The sequence below is a fragment of the Microbacterium koreense genome (assembly GCF_042677105.1).
Taxonomy (GTDB): Bacteria; Actinomycetota; Actinomycetes; order Actinomycetales; family Microbacteriaceae; genus Microbacterium; species Microbacterium koreense.
Map to the genome: position 1 here is coordinate 1,417,618 of NZ_JBHTIM010000001.1, position 22,195 is coordinate 1,439,812.

The 22,195-nt window shown below is 69.4% G+C and carries 18 protein-coding genes and 1 tRNA gene; 9 read left to right on the forward strand and 10 right to left on the reverse strand.

The annotated features are described in order from the left end of the window. Nucleotides 1-4 precede the first annotated feature (4 nt). The 4 genes from ACFQZV_RS06515 to ACFQZV_RS06530 all read left to right on the forward strand — a co-directional run bounded on the left by ACFQZV_RS06515 (nt 5) and on the right by ACFQZV_RS06530 (nt 5,719). Nucleotides 5-886 (forward strand): large exoprotein, encoded by an 882-nt coding sequence (locus ACFQZV_RS06515; protein ID WP_378752144.1) that lies wholly within the window; start codon nt 5-7, stop codon nt 884-886. 66 nt (nt 887-952) lie between these two features. Further along, a tRNA-Ala gene (locus ACFQZV_RS06520) sits at nt 953-1,025 on the forward strand. A 318-nt stretch (nt 1,026-1,343) separates the two neighbouring features. Then, on the forward strand, nt 1,344-3,548 hold the full coding sequence (locus ACFQZV_RS06525) for a YhgE/Pip family protein (RefSeq protein WP_378752142.1): 2,205 nt from the start codon (nt 1,344-1,346) through the stop codon (nt 3,546-3,548). Beyond that, nucleotides 3,545-5,719 (forward strand): YhgE/Pip domain-containing protein, encoded by a 2,175-nt coding sequence (locus ACFQZV_RS06530; RefSeq protein ID WP_378752140.1) that lies wholly within the window; start codon nt 3,545-3,547, stop codon nt 5,717-5,719. The genes ACFQZV_RS06525 and ACFQZV_RS06530 overlap by 4 nt, the downstream gene beginning before the upstream one ends. 8 nt (nt 5,720-5,727) lie before the next feature. On the opposite strand, the gene ACFQZV_RS06535 is transcribed toward ACFQZV_RS06530, so the two are convergent. Then, a complete protein-coding gene (locus tag ACFQZV_RS06535; protein ID WP_378752138.1) occupies nt 5,728-6,558 on the reverse strand; it encodes a nitroreductase family protein in 831 nt (276 codons plus the stop codon). 207 nt (nt 6,559-6,765) lie between these two features. Here ACFQZV_RS06535 and ACFQZV_RS06540 point away from each other — a divergent pair, with 207 nt between their 5' ends. Next, complete coding sequence (locus ACFQZV_RS06540; RefSeq protein WP_378752136.1) at nt 6,766-8,118, forward strand: extracellular catalytic domain type 1 short-chain-length polyhydroxyalkanoate depolymerase; 1,353 nt, start codon at nt 6,766-6,768, stop codon at nt 8,116-8,118. A 450-nt stretch (nt 8,119-8,568) separates the two neighbouring features. Here ACFQZV_RS06540 and ACFQZV_RS06545 read toward each other — a convergent pair whose 3' ends face one another. From ACFQZV_RS06545 to ACFQZV_RS06565, 5 genes are all read right to left on the reverse strand, one after another. Further along, on the reverse strand, nt 8,569-9,459 hold the full coding sequence (locus tag ACFQZV_RS06545) for a metal ABC transporter permease (protein WP_378752134.1): 891 nt from the start codon (nt 9,457-9,459) through the stop codon (nt 8,569-8,571). Further along, the gene (locus ACFQZV_RS06550; RefSeq protein ID WP_378752132.1) at nt 9,456-10,190 is read right to left on the reverse strand and encodes a metal ABC transporter ATP-binding protein; all 735 of its coding nucleotides are present in this window, start codon (nt 10,188-10,190) and stop codon (nt 9,456-9,458) included. The genes ACFQZV_RS06545 and ACFQZV_RS06550 overlap by 4 nt, the downstream gene beginning before the upstream one ends. After that, nucleotides 10,187-11,104: a metal ABC transporter substrate-binding protein gene (locus tag ACFQZV_RS06555; RefSeq protein ID WP_378752130.1), complete on the reverse strand. Its 918-nt coding sequence runs from the start codon at nt 11,102-11,104 to the stop codon at nt 10,187-10,189. The genes ACFQZV_RS06550 and ACFQZV_RS06555 overlap by 4 nt, the downstream gene beginning before the upstream one ends. A 57-nt stretch (nt 11,105-11,161) precedes the next feature. Next, nucleotides 11,162-12,235: a Glu/Leu/Phe/Val dehydrogenase family protein gene (locus ACFQZV_RS06560; RefSeq protein ID WP_378752128.1), complete on the reverse strand. Its 1,074-nt coding sequence runs from the start codon at nt 12,233-12,235 to the stop codon at nt 11,162-11,164. Nucleotides 12,236-12,331: 96 nt separating this feature from the next. Further along, complete coding sequence (locus ACFQZV_RS06565) at nt 12,332-14,266, reverse strand: heavy metal translocating P-type ATPase (protein ID WP_378752126.1); 1,935 nt, start codon at nt 14,264-14,266, stop codon at nt 12,332-12,334. Nucleotides 14,267-14,342: 76 nt separating this feature from the next. Between ACFQZV_RS06565 and ACFQZV_RS06570 the strand changes: the two genes are divergently transcribed. Continuing rightward, nucleotides 14,343-14,819 carry a YbaK/EbsC family protein gene (locus ACFQZV_RS06570; protein WP_378752124.1) on the forward strand — a complete coding sequence of 159 codons (477 nt, stop codon included), beginning with the start codon at nt 14,343-14,345 and terminating at the stop codon, nt 14,817-14,819. Between the two features lie 27 nt (nt 14,820-14,846). Here ACFQZV_RS06570 and ACFQZV_RS06575 read toward each other — a convergent pair whose 3' ends face one another. Next, a complete protein-coding gene (locus tag ACFQZV_RS06575; protein ID WP_378752122.1) occupies nt 14,847-15,620 on the reverse strand; it encodes an IclR family transcriptional regulator in 774 nt (257 codons plus the stop codon). Between the two features lie 61 nt (nt 15,621-15,681). Here ACFQZV_RS06575 and hutH point away from each other — a divergent pair, with 61 nt between their 5' ends. The 3 genes from hutH to hutI all read left to right on the forward strand — a co-directional run bounded on the left by hutH (nt 15,682) and on the right by hutI (nt 20,476). Further along, nucleotides 15,682-17,307 (forward strand): histidine ammonia-lyase, encoded by a 1,626-nt coding sequence (gene hutH, locus ACFQZV_RS06580; protein WP_378752120.1) that lies wholly within the window; start codon nt 15,682-15,684, stop codon nt 17,305-17,307. A gap of 109 nt (nt 17,308-17,416) precedes the next feature. After that, on the forward strand, nt 17,417-19,060 hold the full coding sequence (locus ACFQZV_RS06585; protein WP_378752118.1) for a urocanate hydratase: 1,644 nt from the start codon (nt 17,417-17,419) through the stop codon (nt 19,058-19,060). A gap of 60 nt (nt 19,061-19,120) precedes the next feature. Further along, nucleotides 19,121-20,476 (forward strand): imidazolonepropionase, encoded by a 1,356-nt coding sequence (gene hutI / locus ACFQZV_RS06590; RefSeq protein ID WP_378752116.1) that lies wholly within the window; start codon nt 19,121-19,123, stop codon nt 20,474-20,476. On the opposite strand, the gene ACFQZV_RS06595 is transcribed toward hutI, so the two are convergent. From ACFQZV_RS06595 to ACFQZV_RS06605, 3 genes are read right to left on the reverse strand one after another with little or no spacing between them, the layout of a single operon-like run. Continuing rightward, nucleotides 20,473-20,943 (reverse strand): SixA phosphatase family protein, encoded by a 471-nt coding sequence (locus ACFQZV_RS06595; RefSeq protein WP_378752114.1) that lies wholly within the window; start codon nt 20,941-20,943, stop codon nt 20,473-20,475. The two genes, hutI and ACFQZV_RS06595, sit on opposite strands and share 4 nt — an antisense overlap. Continuing rightward, nucleotides 20,940-21,836 (reverse strand): agmatinase family protein, encoded by an 897-nt coding sequence (locus ACFQZV_RS06600; RefSeq protein WP_378752112.1) that lies wholly within the window; start codon nt 21,834-21,836, stop codon nt 20,940-20,942. The genes ACFQZV_RS06595 and ACFQZV_RS06600 overlap by 4 nt, the downstream gene beginning before the upstream one ends. Nucleotides 21,837-21,846: 10 nt before the next feature. Then, nucleotides 21,847-22,167 (reverse strand): gamma-glutamylcyclotransferase family protein, encoded by a 321-nt coding sequence (locus tag ACFQZV_RS06605; protein ID WP_378752110.1) that lies wholly within the window; start codon nt 22,165-22,167, stop codon nt 21,847-21,849. Nucleotides 22,168-22,195: the final 28 nt, after the last annotated feature.

Genomic DNA, 22,195 nt, shown 5'->3' on the forward strand with positions numbered 1-22,195 from the left:
CCCCATGGGTGGGCAGGTGCTCGGCGGGGGCGTCATCGTGCTGGTCGCGGTGTTGCTCTGGCTGGTGTACCTGCTGCCGTCCTGGTACAGCCGGCGTCAGTACGACGCGTCCGAGCGCAACGCGGTGCGACTCAGCCAGGCGTTGCGCGTCCTCGCCGAGACGAGTGAGACTCCCGAGGAGGTGCGGCTCGAACTCACCGCCCGCACCGCTCTGCAACAGCAGAAGCTCGCGCGACGGGCGATGGCCCAGCGTGAACAGGCCGCACTCGAAGAAGCACGCGTCGAGCTTCAACGTGCGCGCGACGAGCGGGTGGCCGCTCGTCTGACACCCGAAGCCCGCCGGGCACGGGCCCGCCGCCGCGTGCGTTTCGCGTCGATGCTGCTGCTCGTCACCGGGCTCGGCGTGGCCGGGTGGGGTGTGTGGCAACTCGTCACGACCGGGGCGCAAGCGCTCGTCTGGGCCGGAGGAGCCGCCGCCGTTCTCGCGCTCGCGACCCTGCACCGCATGTCACGAGTCGGTGCCCGCGCCGTCGCCCGCCGATCGGCGCCCGTCGTCGAGCGCCCGGCGACCGTGGTGCAAGATGTCGCGCTCGAGCCCACGAAGCGCTCGTGGGCGCCGCGGGAACTTCCTCGTCCGCTGGCATCGTCGGCCGGATCTCGCGCGGCCGCCGTGCTCGACGCGCGGGAAGCGCGGGACGCTCTGCGCCGCGCGGCCATCGCGGAGTCGATGCGGGAGGCCGCGGAAGCCGCTGCGCCGCCGTCGATCGAGACCGCGCGGACCGCTCGGGTGTCGGAGTCGTCCTTTACCCGGATGGGGTATGTCGACGACGCCGAGATCGAGGCCCACGTACGCGACGTGCTCTCCCGCCGCGCGGCCGGCCAGTAGGACCCCCGGCGGGGCTGCGCGGTACCGGTCGGCGCCTCGCGTCGTGATAGTGTTACCGAGGTTCACGGGCCTGTGGCGCAGTTGGTAGCGCGCCTCGTTCGCATCGAGGAGGTCAGGGGTTCGAATCCCCTCAGGTCCACCGTTTCTTGCTCTCACCTGCGGTTTCATGCCGACAGGATGTACACGCCCGGCGGCGTTGCCGCATCCCTCCGGCTGGTTTTCGTCGTGCCCGCTTCGCAGCCTTTCCGCACCCCGTGCGCCCTCGGCCCTGTGCCGCACCACTTCTCGGCCGAGAAGTGGTTCCGAGCCCGAGAATTGCTTAGCGCAAGCGATTCTCGCAGCGGAATCCAATTCTCGCGGAGGAGCGGCAGAGGGGAGGGGCGAAGAAGGTAGCGGCTGGGCCGCGGATAGGCTGGAGGGCGGGCGTTGCTCCCCGGCTCGACCCGACTCTCGGCAGGTGCGACCAGGACAGGAGCCCACGGGCAACGATATGCGCAACGTCTGGCGTGTTTTTCGACGCGATGTGCTGCGCTTCGCGCGTGTGCCGCTTGCGTGGATCATCATCGGTGGCGCCCTCATCACCCCGTCGCTGTACGCCTGGTTCAACATCGCGGCCTTCTGGAATCCGTTCGACAACACCCGGAACCTCAGCATCGCCGTCGTGAGCCTCGACGAAGGCGGCACCAGCACGCTCACCGGCGAGGTCAACGTCGGCGACCAGTTGATCGCACAGCTCAAGGACAACGACGAACTCGGGTGGCAATTCCTCACCGAGGACGAAGCCATGGCGTCGGTGCGTAGCGGCGAGAGCTATGCGGCGTTCGTGGTGCCGGCATCCTTCACCGAAGACCTGCTGAGCCTGACCACGGGCGACTTCACGCAGCCGCGGCTGCACTACTACGTCAACGAGAAGCTCAACGGCGTCTCGCCCGAGATCACCGACGCCGGCGCCGAAACGGTCCAGACCCAGATGACGGATGCGTTCACGCAGCAGTTGGCGGATGCGGTGGCCACCGCGATCCGCGACGGCGGCACGACGACCGAGGACGACCTGCTGGCCGCCGAAGACTCCGTCCTCACCGACCTCGCCGAGGCCGAGCAGGTCATTGCCGCAGCGCGGGCACAACTTGCTGATCTCCAGACCGACATCGCGGGCATCCGCGGCGACCTCGCCACCGACATCGCCGACCTCGATACCGTCGACATCACTCTCGGCGACCTCACCGGCGCGCTCGCCGACGCGCGCACGCTGGCCGAAACCGCACAATCCGATCTCTCGCGCCTGGTCGGACAGTCCACGACCGGCGAAGTCATCGGCTCCGGCGAGGTCGCCGAAGCCGCGGCGACGATCATCGCCGGCATCTCGCGCGTGAGCGTCGCGGTCACCTCGCTGTCGGCGACCCTCGACGCCCAACGCGACCTGCTGAGCGAAGCCGAGACCCTGCTGGTCGGGCTCGACACGCAACTCGGTCAGACCGCGCAAGCGCTCGCGAGCCTGGACGGCGACCTTGCCGCCCTCGAAGAAGACATGGGGGTGGCCATCGCCGACGTCCGCGCCCTCGGCGGCGCCGCGCTCTGGCAAGAACTCGACGCGCTCGCCACCCTCGACCCCGCCCAGATCGCGGAGTTCATGGCGACACCGGTGAACGTCGACCAGCACACCATCTTTCCCACCGCCACCTACGGCTCGCAGATGGCCGCGCTGTTCATCAACCTGTCGCTGTGGATCGGGGCGTTCGTCCTCGTCGTCATCTTCAAACTGGGGGTCGACAAAGAGGGGATACCCGGGCTCACCGAGCGCCAGGCCTACCTCGGTCGGTGGCTGCTGTTCGCGACGATCTCTGCCGCACAGGCGATCACCCTGAGCATCGGCAACCTCATCATCGGCGTCCAGAACGTCAACCCCGCTGCATTCATCGGCACGTCGATCCTGCTCGGGCTCAGCTACCTCAGCATCATCTACGTCCTCGCCGTGACGTTCGGCTACATCGGCAAAGGGCTGGCGGTCATCCTCGTCATCCTTCAGATCCCCGGAGCATCCGGGATCTACCCCATCCAGCTGATGCCGGAGTTCTTCCGGTCGCTCTACCCCTGGTTCCCCTTCACCTACGGCATCGACGCCATGCGCGAAGTCATCAGCGGGTTCGCCGGGTTCGCATACTGGCGGTACATCGGCATCCTGCTCGTCTTCGTCGCGCTGTCGTTCCTGCTCGGTCTCGTCTTCCGCCCCCACGTCGCGAACCTCACCCGGCTGTTCACGCAGCAGGTGGCCGAGACCGAGCTGTTCACCACCGAAACCGGTGAGCCCGCCGGACCGGGATACCGCGTCGGGCACGTATTGCGCGCCCTCGCGAATCGATCGGGCTATCGGGCCGGCCTCACCCGCCGTGCGCATCGCTTCGCGCGGGTCTACCGCAAGATCCGGACCGGTCTGATCGTGAGCGGGGCGGTCGGGCTCCTCGCCCTCCCGGCCCTCGGCGCCATCTTCCCCGACGCCAAGATCGCCTTCGTCGGGGCGTGGATCCTCTGGCTCATCATCATCTTCGCCGCGCTCGTCACCCTCGAGTACCTGCGCTTCAGCCTGCGCCTGTCGACCGAGGTCGGCGAGATGTCCGACGACGAGCTGCAACGACAGCTGTCACGTCTCGAGGCCCCGCGATGACCGGCGTGTGGGAACTGTTCCGCAACGACCTGCGGCGTGCGACCAGCAACGTCATGGCCCTCATCGTGCTGTGTGGCCTCGTCGTCATCCCCTCGGCCTTCACGTGGTTCAACGTCATCGGCAGCTGGCAGCCGTTCGACAACACCGACGAGCTCAAGGTCGCCGTCGCCAGCGCCGACACCGGATACACCAGCCCGCTCATTCCCCTCCATGTCAACGTCGGCGACATGGTCGAGTCGGCACTGCGCGCCAACGACGAACTCGACTGGATCATCACCTCCGAAGAGGATGCCGTCGCCGGCACGACATCGGGGGAGTACTACGCCGCCATGGTGCTGCCCGCGGACTTCAGCGAACGGATGCTGACCTTCTACACCGCCGGATCGCAACGCACCGAGATCGACTACTACACCAACGACAAGACCAACCCGCTCGCGCCCCTCATCACGATGGAGGGTGCCGATCAGTTGTCCGCGAAGATCAACGCCGAGTTCACGAAAGAACTGAGCAACATCGCCCTCAGTCTTGTCTCGTCACTGGCGACCTCGCTCGGTGACGGCCAGTCGCAGGCTGCACTCGCCCGCGTCGAAGCCCACGTGAGCGATGTCGCCACGCAACTGCGCGGTGCAGCCGACACGGCGAACATGTTCACCGCGCTCATCGAATCGAGCATCCCCCTCGTCGACGGTGCCTCAGGACTGCTCGATGCCGCGGCATCCGAGTTCGAGACCGCAACCGGAACGGTGAGCGAAGGCCTCAGCGCCGTGCAACAGGCGGAAGGATCGATCGACCAGGCCGCGCAGGCGCTCACTGCGGCGATCAGCGCGAGCACCACGAGGCTCGAGGGGTTCGCCACCGACATCGACGAGATCTTCACCGGGCTCGATACCGACGTGACCGCGGGCGTGGGGCTGATCGGCGATGTCGTCGACGACCTCGGCGAGCTGATCTCCGACCAGCAGGCGCTGCGAGATCGCCTCGTCGACGACGTCGCCCCCACGATTCCGGACGAGGACCGCCCCGCCTTCGACGCGCTCGTCGACGACCTCGACACCGCCATCGCACAGGAGCAAGCCCTGCAGACACGCCTGCAGGACACCGCGGACCGCATCGCGGCGGGGGTATCGGACGTGCAGGGATTCCGCACCGACATCGACGACCGGATCACCGCGGCGCTGGCCGCGTTCGCCGACGCCGGAACGGTGTACGCGAACGACCTCGAACCGACGCTGGAGCAGCTGGGGCAGGCCCTCGGTGAGGTGAGCGCAGCGCTCACGGTGATCTCGGCCGACGTCGCGACCGCGACCGACGCCGCCGATGGCATCGCACCCGTCCTGCAGACCGCCGCAGCCGACAACCAGCAGCTCGCCGACACGCTCGCCGCCGCCGCCGACGAGGTCGACCAGGTGTCGGACGCGCTCTCGACCGCCATCAGCACGGGCGATCTCACCGAACTCGGACGCATCATCGGCACCGACCCGTCGGCGCTCGCCGCGGCTATCGCCCAGCCGATCGGTGTCGAGCGGATCCCGGTCTACCCCGTCGTGAGCTTCGGCGCCGGCATGTCACCGCTCTACACGGTGCTGTCGTTGTGGGTCGGCGCACTCCTTCTCGCCGTCACCCTGCGTGTGGAAGCACCCTCGCGCGCGATCCCCGAGGGTCCCGCGCTCACACTCACCCAGCAGTTCTTCGGCCGCTACGCGATCTTCGCGCTGCTCGGACTCGCCCAGAGCACGCTCGTGATGCTCGGCAACATCGTGCTCGTCGGGCTCGAGCCCGTGCACCCCCTGTTGCTCATGCTCACCGGCTGGACGACATCACTCGTCTTCACGTTCATCATCTACACGCTCATCGTGTCGTTCGGGGATGCCGGAAAAGCCCTCGCGGTGTTCCTGCTGGTCATCCAGGTCGCCGGTGCGGGCGGGGCGTATCCGCTCGCGCTCTTGCCGGAGTGGTTCCAGAGCATCAGCCCGTTCCTGCCCGCCACGCACGCGATCGATGCGTTCCGGGCTGCGCTCGCCGGGATCTACGAGGCCGACTACTGGATCGCGATGGGATGGCTCGTCGCGTTCGTGCTGCCGATGCTCGTGCTCGGGCTGGTGTTGCGGCGTCCGCTCATCGGCTTCAACCACTGGGTCGAGCGCACACTCCAGTCCACCAAGCTCATGTGACCCGACCCTCAGCGCGACGGGAACCCACGGCGGGCGAGGTCGTCGCGGATCGTCTCGCGACCGCGGAGGCTTCCGGCATCCCGGACGAGCACGCGAATCTTGTCTGCCCAGTCACTCGGTCGGCCCTGCGAGGAGTGATACTCCGCGACCGTCGCGTCGTACGCCGCGATGTCGTCTCCGGTGCTGGGGCGGTAGGTCTCGCGGTGCCGCACCACAGCCTGCGGCAGGCGCGGCTTGACGCCCGCTGCCTCGTCGGCGTGTGGGTGGCCGATCGCCATGCCCGCGACCGGAAAGACCCCGTGCGGCAACTCCAGAAGCTCGGCCAGTTCATGCGGGTTGTTGCGCGCCGATCCGACGAAGGTGATTCCGAGCCCGAGCGACTCGGCCGCGAGGGCCGCGTTCTGTGCGGCGAGGGCCGCGTCGACGAAACCGATGAGGGTGGATTCCATGTATTCGGTCGCTGTCGTCGTCCCGCCGGCTCGTTCGGCCACCGCGCGGTTGCGGGCGAGGTCGGCGACGAACACGAGGAACACCGGTGCCTGCCGGATGAAGTCCTGGTCGCCCGACAGTGTCGCCGCGTCATGTTTGCGTTGCGGGTCGCGGATCTCGATCACCGACCACGACTGCATGTTCGAGCTCGTCGACGCCGACTGGGCGGCCGCGATGATCGCGGTCATCTCGTGCTCGCCGACGTCGGTCGACGCGAAGCGACGCACGGAATGATGCCGCAACTGCTGGGCGATCACCTCCGTGAGCACGTCCGCCGGCACGGTGGGCGGTGCCGCATAGCGGGCGGTGAGGGAGGGGGATGCCGGGGTCGAGGTCGCAGTCGGGGTCACCTCGGTATCGACGCCGGGCGCGGCATCCGTATTCCCGCAGGGCGCACCGGCTGCCTCACGGCATCAACCCTGGAAACTGAATCACCTTTCAGCTAGTGTCGCGATCGATGGTCTTGCCCCCGCAGGAGCCATCGGCGACGCGAACGCGTCGGGCGCCGACGTGCGAAGAGGCCGTCGGCGTGACACCCATCGAAGGAGATGACGACGATGTCTTCACGCACTCGATCGATACTCGGCTCCGGTGTCGCTGCGGCGGCACTCGTGGCCGCGATGCTTGCCGCCACGCCTGCCGCCACCGCGGTCGTCTGCCCGCCGGGGTTCGAGACGCTCCCCGGATGTTCGAACGGGTCGGGTTCGGGGGGTGGCAACGATGCGGGATCCGGTGAATGGTCGAGCGAGACGATCGCCGGAATGTCGGTGAAGCTCTACACGCCCGACACCGACCCCGCACTTGCGCCGGGACGCGCCCTCATGATCAACCTCCACGGGTGCGCGCAGACAGCGTCGAATCTGCAGAGCGCGGGCAACTGGGCCGCCGCTGCCGACGAGTACGGGATGGTCGTCGCGCTCCCGGATGCGCCGAACGGTGGCGTGATCTTCGGATGCTGGGACTACTACGACGCGAACCACTCGCGCACGATGCCTGCGCGGCACGATGACAACCTCCTCGCGCTCGCGGACGCTCTCACCGATCGTGCTTCGCTGGGAATCGACGCCGATCAGGTGTACATCTCCGGGCTCTCGTCCGGAGGCGGCCAGACGATGGTGATGGGATGCCTCGCCCCCGACGTGTTCGCCGGAATCGGCATCAACGCCGGCCCCACCGTCGGCACGAGCTCCGGGCAGATTTCGTCGGTCGCCGTGTCGAAGGCGCAGGGTGTCTCGACGTGCCGAACGTTCTCGGGCTCGGCGACCGACTCCTTCGACAGTCAGCTGGCTTCGGTCGTCTACGGCAGCAACGACGCGACCGTCGCGCCCGGATACAACACCCTTAACGGTCAGATCATGGCTGACATCTACGGGGCAACGAACACGTCGGCCTTCAGCCTCTCCAGCTTCGCCGGCAACAACACGTCAGGATCGGGCACGATGTACGCGGATGGCGACGGGCCACGCGTGTCGGTGATCCAGAACAGCGGCCTGGGGCACAATTGGCCGGCGGGTGCGGGGTCGGGCGGAACGTACATATCGGCCAACAGCATCGACTATCCGGCCTATGTCACCGAGTTCTTCTTCGAGAACAACCGCCGCGTCGACCGCTCGGGCGTGACGCCTACGCCGACGCCTACGCCGACTCCGACGCCCACGCCGACTCCGACGCCTACGCCGACACCTACGCCGACTCCTACGCCGACTCCGACGCCGAGCCCCTCCGATTGCTGGACGACATCGAACGCCGACCACAAAGCGGCGGGGCGCGCGATCTCCTACGGAGTGAACCCGTACAACCCCTACTACGCGATCGGATCGAACGCGTACCTCGGCCTCGGCGATGCAACGGTGACCACCCTGAAGACGACCGGCGTGGGCGCCTACGCGGTCGCCGCAAGCTGCGGCTGAGGTCCACGCGCGACCTGAACCACACCTCCGCCACCGGCGCCCCGAGTCCGTGGACGCACACCCCCGCTCACCTGCTGGTGGCGGAGGTGAGGTTGGTCGATGTCCGCCGGCGCGGCACCGGCACGTCCGGCCGCGGCGAGGCGCGGTTCGTCGGCGTCCCCCACCGCTCAGTGGTCGCGGATGTACGCCGAAGTCGCCCGAGACCGTGCATTCGTGACCAGTGAGCCCAGGGGGCCCCGCTCAGTGGTCGAGGATGTACGCCGGGGCGCGGAAGCCCGTACATTCGCGGCAAGTGAAGCCCTAGGGGTTGGGCGGGAGCGTGCCGGCGCGGGGTAGGTGCGGGCGGGGCCGGGTAGGCGCGCGAGGGCGCGCGAGGGCGCGCGGGCGGGCGCGGGGCGCCGGGGGCGCCCTAGCTGGCGTCGGGTGGATGCCCGGGGCGATTCCTGCGGGTCAGGTGTCGGTCGGCAGGAGGGTGGATGCGGGGGCCTTGGCGGCGCGCTTCGCACCGGTCAGGCGTCTGATCAGGCCGTGCCGCGGGGCGAAGAGATACACGACCGCGAAGACGACGCCCTGCACCACTACGATGAGCCCGCCGGATGCCGCATCCGCCCAATAGCTGATGTAGATGCCGACCACCGCGCACGCCGCCGACAGCGCCGGGGCGATCACCAGCATCCGGCCGAAGCGGTCGGTCAGCAGATAGGCCGTCGCGCCGGGGATGACCAGCAGTGCGACGACGAGGATCACCCCCACCACCTGGAGTGCGACGACGGACGTCAATGCCACCAGGCCCAGCAGCAGCGCGCCGAGGACGCGCGGTCGCAGGCCGATCGCGTGCGCGTACGTCGCATCGAACGCGAAGAGCGTCAGGTCGCGACGCTTGAGGATCAAGATCGCGAACGAGGCCACCGCGATCACCGCGATCTGAATGAGGTCGCCCGTCGACACCCCCAGCACGTTGCCGAAGATGATGTGCGAGAGGTCGGTCTGGCTCGGCGTGACCGAGATCAGGACGAGGCCCAGCGCGAACAAGGTGGTGAAGACGATGCCGATCGCGGCATCCTCTTTCACGCGGCTCGTCCCACGGATCGCGCCGATGAGACCGACGGCGAGAAAGCCGAACACCACCGCGCCGAGGGCGAAGGGAACGCCCACGACGTATGCGAGGACGACGCCGGGCAGCACCGCGTGCGACACGGCATCGCCCATGAGTGACCAGCCCACCAGCACCAGCCAGCACGACAACACCGCGCACACGATCGCGGCGATCACCGTCGTGACCAGTGCCCGCACCATGAAGTCATACTGAAGCGGCTCGAGGAGCAGGTCGATGATGCTCATGCGGCGTCATCCTCGACGTCGATGCCGAACGCCTTCGCGAGGTTCTCGGGGGTCAACACGTCGGCGACCGGTCCGTGCGACAGCACGCGCCGCTGGAGAAGGATCGCCTCGTCGGCCAGGCGCGGCAGCTCGCGCAAGTCGTGCGTGGACACCAGGACCGTTCTTCCCTCGCGGGCGAGATCCTTCAGCACCGACACGATCATGGCCTCGGAGCGCTTATCGACTCCCGCGAACGGCTCGTCGAGCAGAAGGATCGACGCGTCCTGTGCGAGAGCGCGCGCGACGAACGCACGCTTGCGCTGCCCACCCGAGAGCTGCCCGATCTGGCGCTCCGACAGTTCCGCGAGATCGACGCGCGCGAGCGCCTCGGCGACGGCATCGCGGTCGGCTCCGCGCGGGCGGCGGGTGAAGCCCTGATAGGGGACGCGGCCCATCATCACCACGTCGCGCACCGACACCGGGAACGCGGTGTCGATGTCGTCGCTCTGCGGCACATACCCGAGCGTGCCGCGACGCCGCGCGGCGCGGGGCTCCGCGCCCGCGAGGATCACCCGCCCGTGGTCGGGTCGTACCAGCCCGAGGATCGACTTGAAGAGCGTCGACTTTCCCGAGCCGTTGGTGCCGATGAGGCCCGTCACCTGGCCCGTGGACACCGCGATCGAGACGTCCTCCAGTGCGTGCACGGTGCCGTAGCGCACCGAGACGTTCTCGACGGTGATCGCCGGTGTCATGGTGCACCCGCCGTCAGGCCGTCGAGGATCGTCGCAACGTCGTGACGGATGAGATCGAGGTAGGTGGGGACTGGGCCGTCGGCATCCGACAGCGAATCGACATAGAGCACCCCGCCGAAGGTGGCGCCGGTCGCCTCGACCACCTGCATCATGGCCCGATCCGACACCGTCGACTCGCAGAACACCGCAGGAACGTCGTTGTCCTCGACGAACTCGATCGCGTCGGCGATCTGCTGTGGGGTCGCCTGTTGCTCGGCGTTGACCGGCCAGATGTAGCGCTCCTCGAGTCCGGCATCCCGCGCGAGATACGAGAAGGCTCCCTCGCACGTCACGAGCGCGCGCTGCGCCGGGGGCACCGCGGCGAGTCCGTCGACGAGCTCCGCCTCGATGGCAGCGAGTTCTGCCTTGTAGGCGTCGGCGTTCGCGGCGAAGTCCTCGGCGTGGTCGGGGGAGAGGTCTGTCAATGCCGCTGCGATGTTGTCGACGTAGACCGCCGCGTTCGCGGGACTCATCCACGCGTGGGGGTTGGGGCGACCCGCGTACGCGTCCGCGGAGATGTCGATCAGCTCGACCCCCTCCGAGGCGACGACGTGCGGCGCATCGGAGGACTCGACGAACTGCGCGAACCACGCCTCGAGACCCAACCCGTTGTCGATGATGAGGTCTGCCTCGGATGCCTGCGCCACATCACGTGGCGTCGGCTCATAGCCGTGGATCTCGGCCCCGACCTTGGTGATCGATGCCACGCGGACGTGCTCGCCCGCGACGTTCTCCGTCATGTCGGCCAGCACGGTGAACGTCGTCAGCACGACGGGAAGGCCGTCGTCAGCCTCTTCGCCGTTCGCGGCGGTGCACCCCGCGAGAACGAGTGTCACCGGGAGAAGCGCTGCGACGCCACGACGATTTTTCGGCATACCGAAAACCTAACTTTTCGGTATGCCGAAAATCAACTCCGTGGGGTGATCCCTGGATCAGACGAGGGCGGCCTTGCGTCCTCCCGCGGCCAGCCGCTCGGCAGCGAGACCTTCGGCTGCGGCGAGCGGTGTCACCCCGCGCGCCTCGGCCTCGGCGAAGACACGGCGCACGGTGTCGCCGATCGCGGCGACCCGGTCCATGATCGCCGAGCGGGTGCCGAGATGCTTGGCCTCGAGGTCGAGGTAGATGACCCCTCCGGCGTTCACCACGAAGTCGGGCGCATAGAGGATGCCGCGTGCCGCGAGCCGATCGGCGCCTTCACGCTCGGCCAGCGGGTTGTTCGCCGGGCCGCAGACCGCGGCTGCGTCGAGGTCGTCGATGACGTCGTCGGTGAGCAGCCCGCCGATCCCGGCCGGAACGAAGACGTCGGCGGCGACACGGTGTTCGCTGCCGGGTGAGACCCAGTCAGCACCCAAGTCGATGGCCAGGTCGCGCTTTGCCGGGTTGACGTCGGTGACGGTGAGCGCGGCCCCTTCGGCGGCGAGTCGCACCGCCAGGCGGCTCCCGACCTGGCCGAGTCCCGAAATTGTGATGCGGCGGCCGGCGACGTCAGCCGACCCGGTGATCCGCTCGAGCGTCGCGCGCAACGACTCGTACACGCCGAGGCTCGTCGGTCCTGCCGGTTCGCCCGACCCGCCGACCGTGTCGGGGAGCCCCACGACATGATCGGTGCGTTCGCTGACGACGAGCATGTCGTCGGTCGTCGAGCCGACGTCTTCTGCCGTGCGGTACAGGCCGTGGAACGACTCCACCGTGTCGCCGAGATCGAGGAATGCCGCACGGCGACGCTCGGCGTCGAGGGTGGCTCCGTCGGGAACGACGATGACGGACTTGCCACCGCCGGCATCGAGTCCCGCCGCGGCGTTCTTGAGGGTCATGGCGGCCGAGAGGCGAAGAACGTCGGCGACCCCGTCACTCCAGTGCGGATAGGTCCATAGGCGGGCGCCGCCGAGAGCAGATCCGAGCACGGACGAGTGGAGCGCGACCGCGATGATGAGTCCGCTTCGTCGGCCGGTCACCACCTCGACGCGTTCGTGGGTGAAGTCGGGCAGGGGGTGGTGATGCGTCATCGCAGATCTCTTTCGGCCGGCCTTGTGGGCGTGTGGCTGTGGACGCCGCGGCTGTGCGGCATCTTCTGCCCATTGCACCACCACGCGGCGAATCGATCAAGCATCTGTGCGCGAGCGCGTCGCCCCTGCGTGTGAGGTCACGACGTCGGCGGGCAGCGCCGTATCGGTCGCCGCGGCATCCAGGTCGACCGGCCGACCGGTGAGCGCGCGCAGCGCATAGAGGATCGTGGCGAGGTCGACGAGCTCTTGAACGAGGGCGCCCACGACGGCGGGGATGATCCCGGTCGTCGCGACGAGCATGAGTCCGATGCTCAGCGCGATGCCGATCCAGATCGCGGTGAACGCTACGCGCAGAGTGTCACGTCCGATCGACACGGCGTGGGCGACCCGCCCGATCTCGTCGCGCAGGATCACCGCGTCCGCGGCGTCTCCTGCAGCCGTCGACCCCTTCGCGCCCATCGCGACGCCGACGTCGGCCGCGGCGAGCACGGGCGCGTCATTGACGCCATCGCCGACCATGAGCAAGGGGCGGGGGCGGATGCCGCGGGCCAGATGTACCTTGTCCGCCGGCAGCAACTCGGCATGCACGTCGGCGATGCCGACATCGGCCGCGACCGACTGCGCGGTCGGTGTCGCGTCTCCGGTGAGCATCACGACTCGCTCGACACCGTGCCCGCGGAGCCATCCGACGGTGCCTCGCGCGTCAGGGCGGGGATCGTCGGCAAGGACGAGCGCCCCGGCGTAGGAGCCGTCGATCGCGACGTAGGCGGCTGCCTGGCCGGGCTCGAGCGCGACGCGGTCGAGATCACCGGTGAGCGAGGCGATGAACGACGGCTTGCCGACGACCACGGTGCGCCCGTCGATCACGGCGGTGACGCCGTTGGTCGCAATCTCTCGGGCATCGGTGGCCGCCTCGAGAGTCCACCCTCGCGTCTGCGCTGTGCGTCGGATCCCTTCCGCGAGCACATGGCTGGAGTACTGTTCGGCGGATGCGGCGAGTCGCAGCAGGTCGTCGGGATCCATTCCCGGCGCAGGGACGATGTCGACGAGGTCGGGTCGCCCCTGCGTGAGGGTTCCGGTCTTGTCGAACGCCGCCGATCGCACACGGGCGAGTTGCTCGATGACCGCGCCACCCTTGACGATGATCCCGGCTTTGGCTGCCCGCGAGAGCCCGCCGAGGAACGCGACCGGAGCGGCAATCAGCAGCGGACACGGCGTGGCGAGCACGAGCACCTCGGCGAAGCGGGACGCATCACCGGACAACCCCCACGCGGCGCCCGCGATGACGAGCGAGACCGCGGTGAACGGGATCGCGAACCGATCGGCGAGGCGCACGACGGGCGCGCGCGACTGTTCCGCGTCACGCACGAGCGCGATGATCTGCTGATATTGGCTGTCACCGCTGCGACGGGTCGCGCGCATCCGGATCGCGCGCGTGCCGTTGATCGATCCGGAGAGGATCTCATCGCCCCGCGACCGCGTGACCGGCAGGCTCTCGCCCGTCAGCGAGGACTCGTCGAACGAACCGTCGTGGCTCAGCAGCACTCCATCGACAGGCACGATCTCGGACGGGCGCACCAGCAGCACATCGCCCACCTCGACGTCGTCGGCGGCGACATCCTGGGTCTCGTCCGACGATTCGACGGAGGGTCGCGTGATCACGTGGGCCGTCTGCGGGGCACGGTCGAGAAGCGACGTCAGTTCTCGTTTGGCGCGGCGGGCGGCGAAGTCTTCGAGCGCTTCGCCTCCCGACAGCATGAGCACGATGATGAGTGAGGCGACGTACTCGCCGACGGCCAGTGTTGCCACCATCGCGACCACCGCGAGCACGTCGAGACCGACGTGGCCGCGCAGGACGTCGCGGATCATGCCGATGAGCGTCCACGCGATGACGATGCTCACGTAGAGTGTCGCGATCCACCGGCTCGTTGCGTCGAGGTCGACGAGATCGAGGATCAGAACGAGGGCGCCGACGAGGATCGTGGCGGTGATGACGGGGTACCGGACCAGAGCGCTTGCGAACCGCCGCATGAGCCCAGCATGACACAGCGCCGTTGCGGTGATTCGGCCGTTCGGGGTGGGATCGTGCCGTCGTTAGGCTGGGTCCATGACCGACCATCTGCACCCCCGCAGCCGCCTCGTCCACGACGCATTGCGCGCCGCCGGGATCCCCGGGGAGATCGTCGTCTTGCCGGATGCCGCTTCCACCGCGGCGCTTGCGGCATCCGCACTCGGAACCGACGTCGGCGCCATCGCGAACAGTCTCGTCTTCTGGTCAGACGGCGAGCCCCTCCTGGTCATGACGAGCGGCGCGCACCGCGTCGACACCGCCGCGCTCGCTGCCCGCCTCGGACGCACGAGCATCACCCGCGCGTCCGTCGATCAGGTGCGCGAGGCGACAGGTCAGGCGATCGGCGGGGTCGCCCCGACCGGGCACCCGACGAAGCTCACCACCGTGATCGACGAAGACCTCGCCGCCTTCGACGAGATCTGGGCCGCCGGCGGAACTCCGCACACGGTCTTCCCGCTCACCTTCGACCAGCTCGTCGCGCTCACGCAGGGAACAGTCGCCGCCGTCGCGTGATCTGCCGTCTCGGCGGACCAAGCGCGTTCACGGGGTGCGGAAGATTCTGCTTTCGAGAACGAATGCCGCGTGCGAGAGCGCATCGGCGACCCCCTCAGGTGGGGCGTCGGTATCGGCCCGCCACGTGACGGCGATCCCCGCCGCGGGCCAGCCTGCGTGGTCGCGCACCGCGACGGCGATCGATCGGAGTCCGAGCGTGATCTCGCCGTCCTCCTCGGCGAATCCCGCCGCACGCGTGTGCCGCAACACCTCGCGGAGGTCCCGGGGCGTGCGCGGGCCGCGGCCGGTCCGATCGGTGAAGCTTGCGGCATCCGGATACAAGGCACGCACCTGCTCGCGCGGCAACGCCGCCAGCATCGCGCGACCGGATGCGGTCAGGTGCGCCGGCAGTCGCACGCCGACGTCGGTGACCAGCGCCGGGCGGCGCGGCGCGCGTTCCTCGACGATGTAGAGCACATCGCGCCCGTGCATGACGGCGAGGTGGGCGCTCTCGTGCACACGGTCGACGAGGTCGGCGAGAAGCGGACGCCCGATCCGCGCGAGAGGCTCCTGCCGCGAATAGCCGCCGGCGAGTTCGAACGCGGCGATCCCGAGACCCCATCGACGTTCTTCCGGCAGATGCACGACGAACGCGTGCTGCTGGAGCGTCGCCAACAGGTGGTACACCGTTGAGCGGGGAAGACCGAGTGCCGCCGCGATGCTCGCCGCGGGCACCGGGCCGCGCTGGCGGGTGAGGTGCGCGAGGATCCGCAGCGTCTGGTCGGCAGCGGGCACCTGCGGCTTGGATGGTATGTCTGGCATCTCAGACACATGATGCCACGCGCGAGGCACCACCTGGGGCCCGACGGTGTGGAATCGAGGCATGACCGCCGCAGCCCCCGCATCCGTCGTCGTCGGCGCCGCGCCCCTGAGCGTCGCAGATGTCGTCGCCGTCGCCCGCTTCGATGCCCCCGTCACGATCGACATCGACGCGATGGCGAGGGTCGCGGCATCCCGCACCCTGATCGAGGCGCTCGCCGACGACCCCGAACCCCATTACGGCGTCTCGACCGGATTCGGCGCTCTCGCCACGACCTTCATCGCGCCCGAGCGGCGTCGGCAGTTGCAGGCGAGCCTCATCCGATCGCATGCGGCGGGCACCGGCGCCGAGGTGGAGCGGGAGGTCGTACGCGCCCTGCAGCTGCTACGCCTGCAGACTCTCGCCTCGGGCCGCACCGGCGTGCGGACAGTGGTCGTCGAGACCTACGCCGCGATGCTCAACGCCGGCATCACGCCGCTCGTCCGCGAATACGGCTCGCTCGGATGCTCCGGCGACCTCGCGCCGCTCTCGCACGTCGCACTCGCCGCCATGGGTGAAGGGGATGTCCGCGACGCGTCGGGCTCGCTCGTCGCCGCGGTCGATGCCCTCGCCGCGGCCGGCATCGCGCCGCTCGAGCTGCAAGAGAAGGAGGGGCTCGCGCTCATCAACGGCACCGACGGAATGCTCGGGATGCTGGCGCTCGCCCTCCACGACCTCGGGGTGTTGCTGGACACCGCCGATGTCGCCGCGGCGATGTCGATCGAGTCGCAACTCGGCACCGACGCCGTCTTCGCCGCCGACCTCATGGATCTGCGACCTCAGCACGGGCAAGGCGCGTCCGCCGCGCGCCTGCGGGCGCTGCTCGCCGACTCGGGCATCGTCGCCTCGCACCGCGACCCGGCCCTGTGCACCCGCGTCCAGGACGCCTACTCGCTGCGCTGCACGCCCCAGGTGCACGGCGCCGCCCGCGACACCGTCGCCCACGCCGAGACCGTCGCCGGGCGCGAATTGGCCTCGACCGTCGACAATCCGGTCGTGACGCTCGACGGGCGTGTGGAGTCCAACGGCAACTTCCATGGAGCGCCCGTCGCGTATGTGCTGGACTTCCTCGCCATCGCCGTGGCCGACGCGGCGTCGATCTCCGAGCGGCGCACCGACCGTGCGCTCGACCCCGCGCGCAGCCACGGGCTGCCCCCGTTCCTGGCCCACGAGGTCGGTGTCGATTCAGGCCTGATGATCGCTCAGTACGCCGCCGCGGGGATCGTCTCGGAGCTCAAGCGCCTGGCGGTTCCGGCATCCGTCGACTCGATCCCCTCGTCGGCGATGCAAGAAGACCACGTCTCGATGGGATGGGCTGCCGCCCGCAAGCTCCGCCGCGCCGTCGACGGGCTGGCGCGCGTACTCGCCGTCGAGATCGTCACCGGCGCCCGCGCGCTCGACCTGCGCGCTCCGCTCGCGCCCGCCCCCGCGACAGGCGCGGTGCGCGACCGTGTGCGGGCCGCGGGAGTTGCGGGACCCGGACCCGACGGCTTCGTCTCGCCCGACATCGAGACGGTGACCGAGCTCGTGGCGTCCGGAGAGATCGCCGCCGTCGCCGGCGCGGTGCTCGTGGGTGAGGTCGATGGCGCTGGCTTGGCGGCCGGCGGCCGTTCTGCGGGGATCGGCCGTCGTTCGGTGGGTTCGCCGTGATCCGGGCCGAAGGACGGCAGATCTCCGAACGACGGATGCTGCATCCCGGCAACCGACCCCGAACCCGACCCCGCACGCAATCCCGACCCGTACTCGCAGAGGAGAAGGCATGACCCGCACGATCCGCGCGCCACGTGGCGCCGAGAAGACCGCCCGTAGTTGGGGTGCCGAAGCCGCCAAGCGGATGCTGATGAACAACCTCGATCCCGAGGTCGCCGAGCACCCCGAAGACCTCGTCGTCTACGGTGGCACCGGCCGCGCGGCCCGCTCGTGGGAGGCGTACGACGCGATCGTGCGTACCCTCGACGAGCTCGCCCCCGACGAGACCCTGCTCGTGCAATCGGGCAAGCCGGTGGGTGTCTTCCGCACGCACGAATGGGCGCCGCGGGTGCTCATCGCCAACTCCAACCTCGTCGGTGACTGGGCGACGTGGCCCGAGTTCCGCCGTCTCGAGTCCCTGGGCCTCACGATGTACGGGCAGATGACGGCCGGGTCGTGGATCTACATCGGAACCCAGGGAATCCTGCAGGGTACCTACGAGACCTTCGCCGCCGTGGCTCGCTCTCTCGGGCGTGAGTCGCTGGCCGGCACGCTCACCGTGACGGGCGGATGCGGTGGCATGGGCGGCGCGCAACCGCTCGCCGTCACCCTCAACGGCGGCGCGGTGCTGATCGTCGATGTCGACGAATCGCGCCTCGCCCGCCGCGTCGACCACGGCTATCTCGACGAGTACACCACCGATCTCGACGCGGCACTCGCACGTGTGACCGCGGCGCGCGACGCCGGGGAGGCGTTGTCGGTCGGCGTCGTCGGGAACGCCGCGGAGGTGTTCCCCGAGCTGCTGCGGCGTGGAGCACCGATCGACATCGTCACCGACCAGACGAGCGCCCACGACCCGCTCGCGTACCTGCCCGTCGGCGTCGCCTTCGACCGGTGGAAGGCCGAAGCCGAGCGCGACCCCGAGGGCTTCGTCGCTCGTTCGCGTGAGAGCATGGCCGCGCAGGTCGCCGCGATGGTGGGGTTTAAGGATGCCGGAGCCGAGGTGTTCGACTACGGCAACTCGATCCGGGCCGAGGCGGAACTCGGCGGCTATGACCGCGCGTTCGCGTTCCCGGGCTTCGTGCCGGCATACATCCGTCCGCAATTCGCCGAGGGTCGGGGGCCGTTCCGCTGGGTGGCGCTGTCGGGTGACCCCGAAGACATCCGCAAGACCGACGAAGCCGTCAAAGCGCTCTTTCCGGACAACGCCGGGCTCGTGCGGTGGCTCGAGAAGGCCGGTGACACGGTGCACTTCGAGGGCCTCCCCGCGCGGATCTGCTGGTTGGGCTACAAGGAGCGTCATCTCGCCGGATTGAAGTTCAACGAGATGGTCGCCTCGGGTGAGCTGTCGGGTCCGATCGTGATCGGCCGCGATCACCTCGACGCGGGCTCGGTCGCGTCGCCGTACCGCGAGACCGAGGCGATGGCCGACGGATCGGATGCGATCGCCGATTGGCCGCTGCTCAACGCGCTGCTCAACACCGCATCCGGAGCATCCTGGGTGTCTCTGCACCACGGGGGCGGTGTCGGCATCGGCCGCAGCATCCACGCGGGTCAGGTGACCGTCGCCGATGGCACGGCCCTCGCCGCCGAGAAGATCGAGCGGGTCCTGACGAACGATCCCGGAACGGGTGTCATGCGCCATGTCGACGCCGGGTACGACCGGGCTCGCGAGGTGGCGGTCGAGCGTGGCCTGACGGTGCCGATGCTGTGACCCCGCGCCGCCCCGGCAGGGTGCGGGCAGCCCCCGCGCGCGGCGCGTACCCTGAGGCACATGCGTGACCACGAAGGAACCCGCACCCTCATCACGAACATCGGCGAACTGACCACGAATGTCGCCGCCGGCGACGACCGCTGCGGAACGCTGCACGACGCGGCGGTGCTGATCGACGGCGACCGGGTCGCCTGGGTGGGGTCGGCGGCCGACGCCGCGGAGTGGGCCGCATCCGCTGCGCCGACCTCCGCCGTCGGCAGTCCGGCAACTCACAGAACCACGGGAACCCCCGCAACCTCCAGAACTCCGGGCGAGACTCGGTCTTTGTCGCGAGAATCGCTCGCTGCGGCTGATTCTCGCGACGAAGAGCAATTCTCGCGGCACGAGGATGGGCGCGCGGGGGTGGAGGTCATCGACGCGGGTGGTCGGGCGATGATCCCGGGGTTCGTCGACTCGCACACCCACATCGTGTTCGGTGGCGACCGGGCCGACGAGTTCGAGGCCCGCATGTCGGGCACCCCGTATGCGGCCGGGGGCATACGCCGCACGGTCGCGGCGACGCGCGCCGCCACGGACGACGACCTGCGCACCCGCGTCGGGAGGTTCGTCCGCGAACTCCACGCCCAGGGCACGACGACGTTCGAGATCAAGACCGGATACGGGCTGTCGGTGCACGATGAGGCCCGTATGGCACGGATCGCCGCCGAGGTCACCGACGAAGTGACGTTCCTCGGCGCCCATGTCGTGCCGGCGGAATACGCCGACGATCGCGACGCGTACGTCGACCTCGTCTGCGGCGAGATGCTCGACGCCTGCGCTCCCTCGAGCCGCTGGATCGATGTGTTCTGCGAGAACGGAGCCTTCACCGCCGACGAGAGCCGCCGGATCCTCGCCGCGGGGGCGGCGCGGGGCCTCCGGCCGCGGGTGCACGGCAACCAGCTCGGGCACGGCGACGGCGTGGCGATCGCGGTCGCGGCGGATGCGGCATCCGTCGACCACTGCACGTACCTTTCGGACGCCGACGTCGATGCGCTCGCCGGCAGCGACACCGTCGCGACGCTTCTGCCGGGCGTGGAGTTCTCCACGCGCCAGCCGTATCCCGATGCGCGTCGGCTGATCGACGCGGGGGTGACGGTGGCGCTCGCCAGCGACTGCAACCCCGGGTCGTGCTTCACCAGCTCGGTCCCGTTCATGATCGCCCTCGCGGTCCGCGAGATGGGGATGACGCCGTCCGAGGCGGTGTGGTCGGCGACGGCCGGTGGCGCGCGAGCGTTGCGGCGCAACGACGTCGGGGTGATCGCGCCCGGAGCGCGCGCCGATCTGGTGCTCCTCGATGCTCCGACGCGCGTGCACCTGGCCTACCGGCCGGGCGTTCCGCTCATCGATGCGGTGTGGAAGGACGGATGCCGCCTCTAGCGCGGCGTCTTCCAGGTCCAGTCGTCGGGATCGAGGGCGCTCGCGACGTTCCAGTCTTCCTCCGTCCACTGGAACGTGGCCACGGCACACGTCGCCATGTGTGAGATGCCGCGGCCGGAGAGCTGCCCGGCGAGAATGCTCATGCCGGGGTCGTGGGCGACGACCATGACGGCGGGCACGTCGCGCTCCACCGCCGCCCGCAACAGCGTTGGCGCCGGCGCGCCGTAGAGCCGCTCGTCGCGTTCGACGTTCACACCGAACGCGGCACCGAAGAAGTCCGCGGTGGTCGCCGCGCGAAGCGCGGTGCTGGAGAGGATCGCGTCGAGCCGTAGCCCCGTCGCGGCGAGTTCGGCCGCCATGCGCGGCGCATCCCGCATCCCCCGCTCATTGAGCGGGCGGTCGTGGTCGTCGAGGCTGACGTCGCCCCAGTCGGACTTGGCGTGGCGGACGAGGACGAGCGTCGTCATTCGGGGTTTCCTTCGCTGGGGGAGAGGGCGAGACCGGCAAGCAGTTCGAGCACGCAGAGCGTGGCCAGGCGCACGGTGCGTCCGTCGGGGGTATCGGCGGTCGCGTCGACCTCGACGATGTCGGCGGAGCGCACGCGCGGGTCGCGCGCGATGCCGCGGGTGAGGGCGCGAAGTTCCCACGCCGCAAGGCCCCCGGGGACCGATGCCGGGCACCCGGGCGCGACGGCGCGGTCGCAGACGTCCACGTCGATGTCGAGGTGGATGCCGCCGACACCGGCTCCTGCGATCTCGAGCGCCTCGGTGACGACGTCGTCGATGCCGCGACGGCGGACCTCGTCGAGGGGGATGACCGTGATGCCGAGATCGAGCGCACGTTGCGCGTACGCGACGGAATTGGCGAAGTCGGCGATGCCGATCTGCACGACGCGTCGCGGGTCGAGTCCGCCCTCGACGAGACGACGTACGGGTGAGCCGTTCGATACGCCGTCTCGCAGGTCGTAGTGGGCGTCGAAGGTCACGAGACCGTGGGCGGCCGCACCGCGCGCCACCGCGGAGGTGATCGAGTTGTCGCCGCCGAGAGCGATGATGCGGCCGGCGTCGAGGGCTCCGACGGCGGCCTCGACGCGCGCCTCCCCGTCCGGGCCGTCGGGGTCGACCACGTCACCCGCGTCCACGACGCGAAGGTGCCCGAGGTCGATCGGTGGCGGCCCGATGAGCGTCGGGCTGTAGCGACGCAGAGCGTCGCGCACCGCCGCGGGAGTGGCATGGGCCCCGGTCGGTGACAGGGACGTCTTGTGCGCCGGGACGCCGAGGATCGCCGCATCCGCCCTCGCGGCGGCGGGGGGCGGCCAGTCCCCGGCGCGCGGCCAGAGCGGATCGTGTGAGAGGGCCATCATCTCAACGCTAGACCGCGACGTACACCCACGCGAGTCGTCCGCTGGCGAGTCGCGCCGAGATCCGCCGGCACGACTCGACCTCGAATTCGTCGGCGGCATCCAGCTCGTCTTCGGTGACGCGCAGCGCGCGTCCGACGGCCTTGTCGAAACGGTCGCCGGTGTGACGCAACACGGGATGCGACGGGCGCGGTGGTTCGAGGTCGCGGTGGTCGATCGTGAAGCCGGGAAGCACGTCGTCATCACCGTCGAGCAACCGCCCGAACGTGTCGAGTTGCACGTCGGGGAGTCGGAGCTTTCCGTATGCGAAGAGCAACTGTCCGTCGGTCACGCCGCCAGGTTACGCCGCGTCCGCCGCG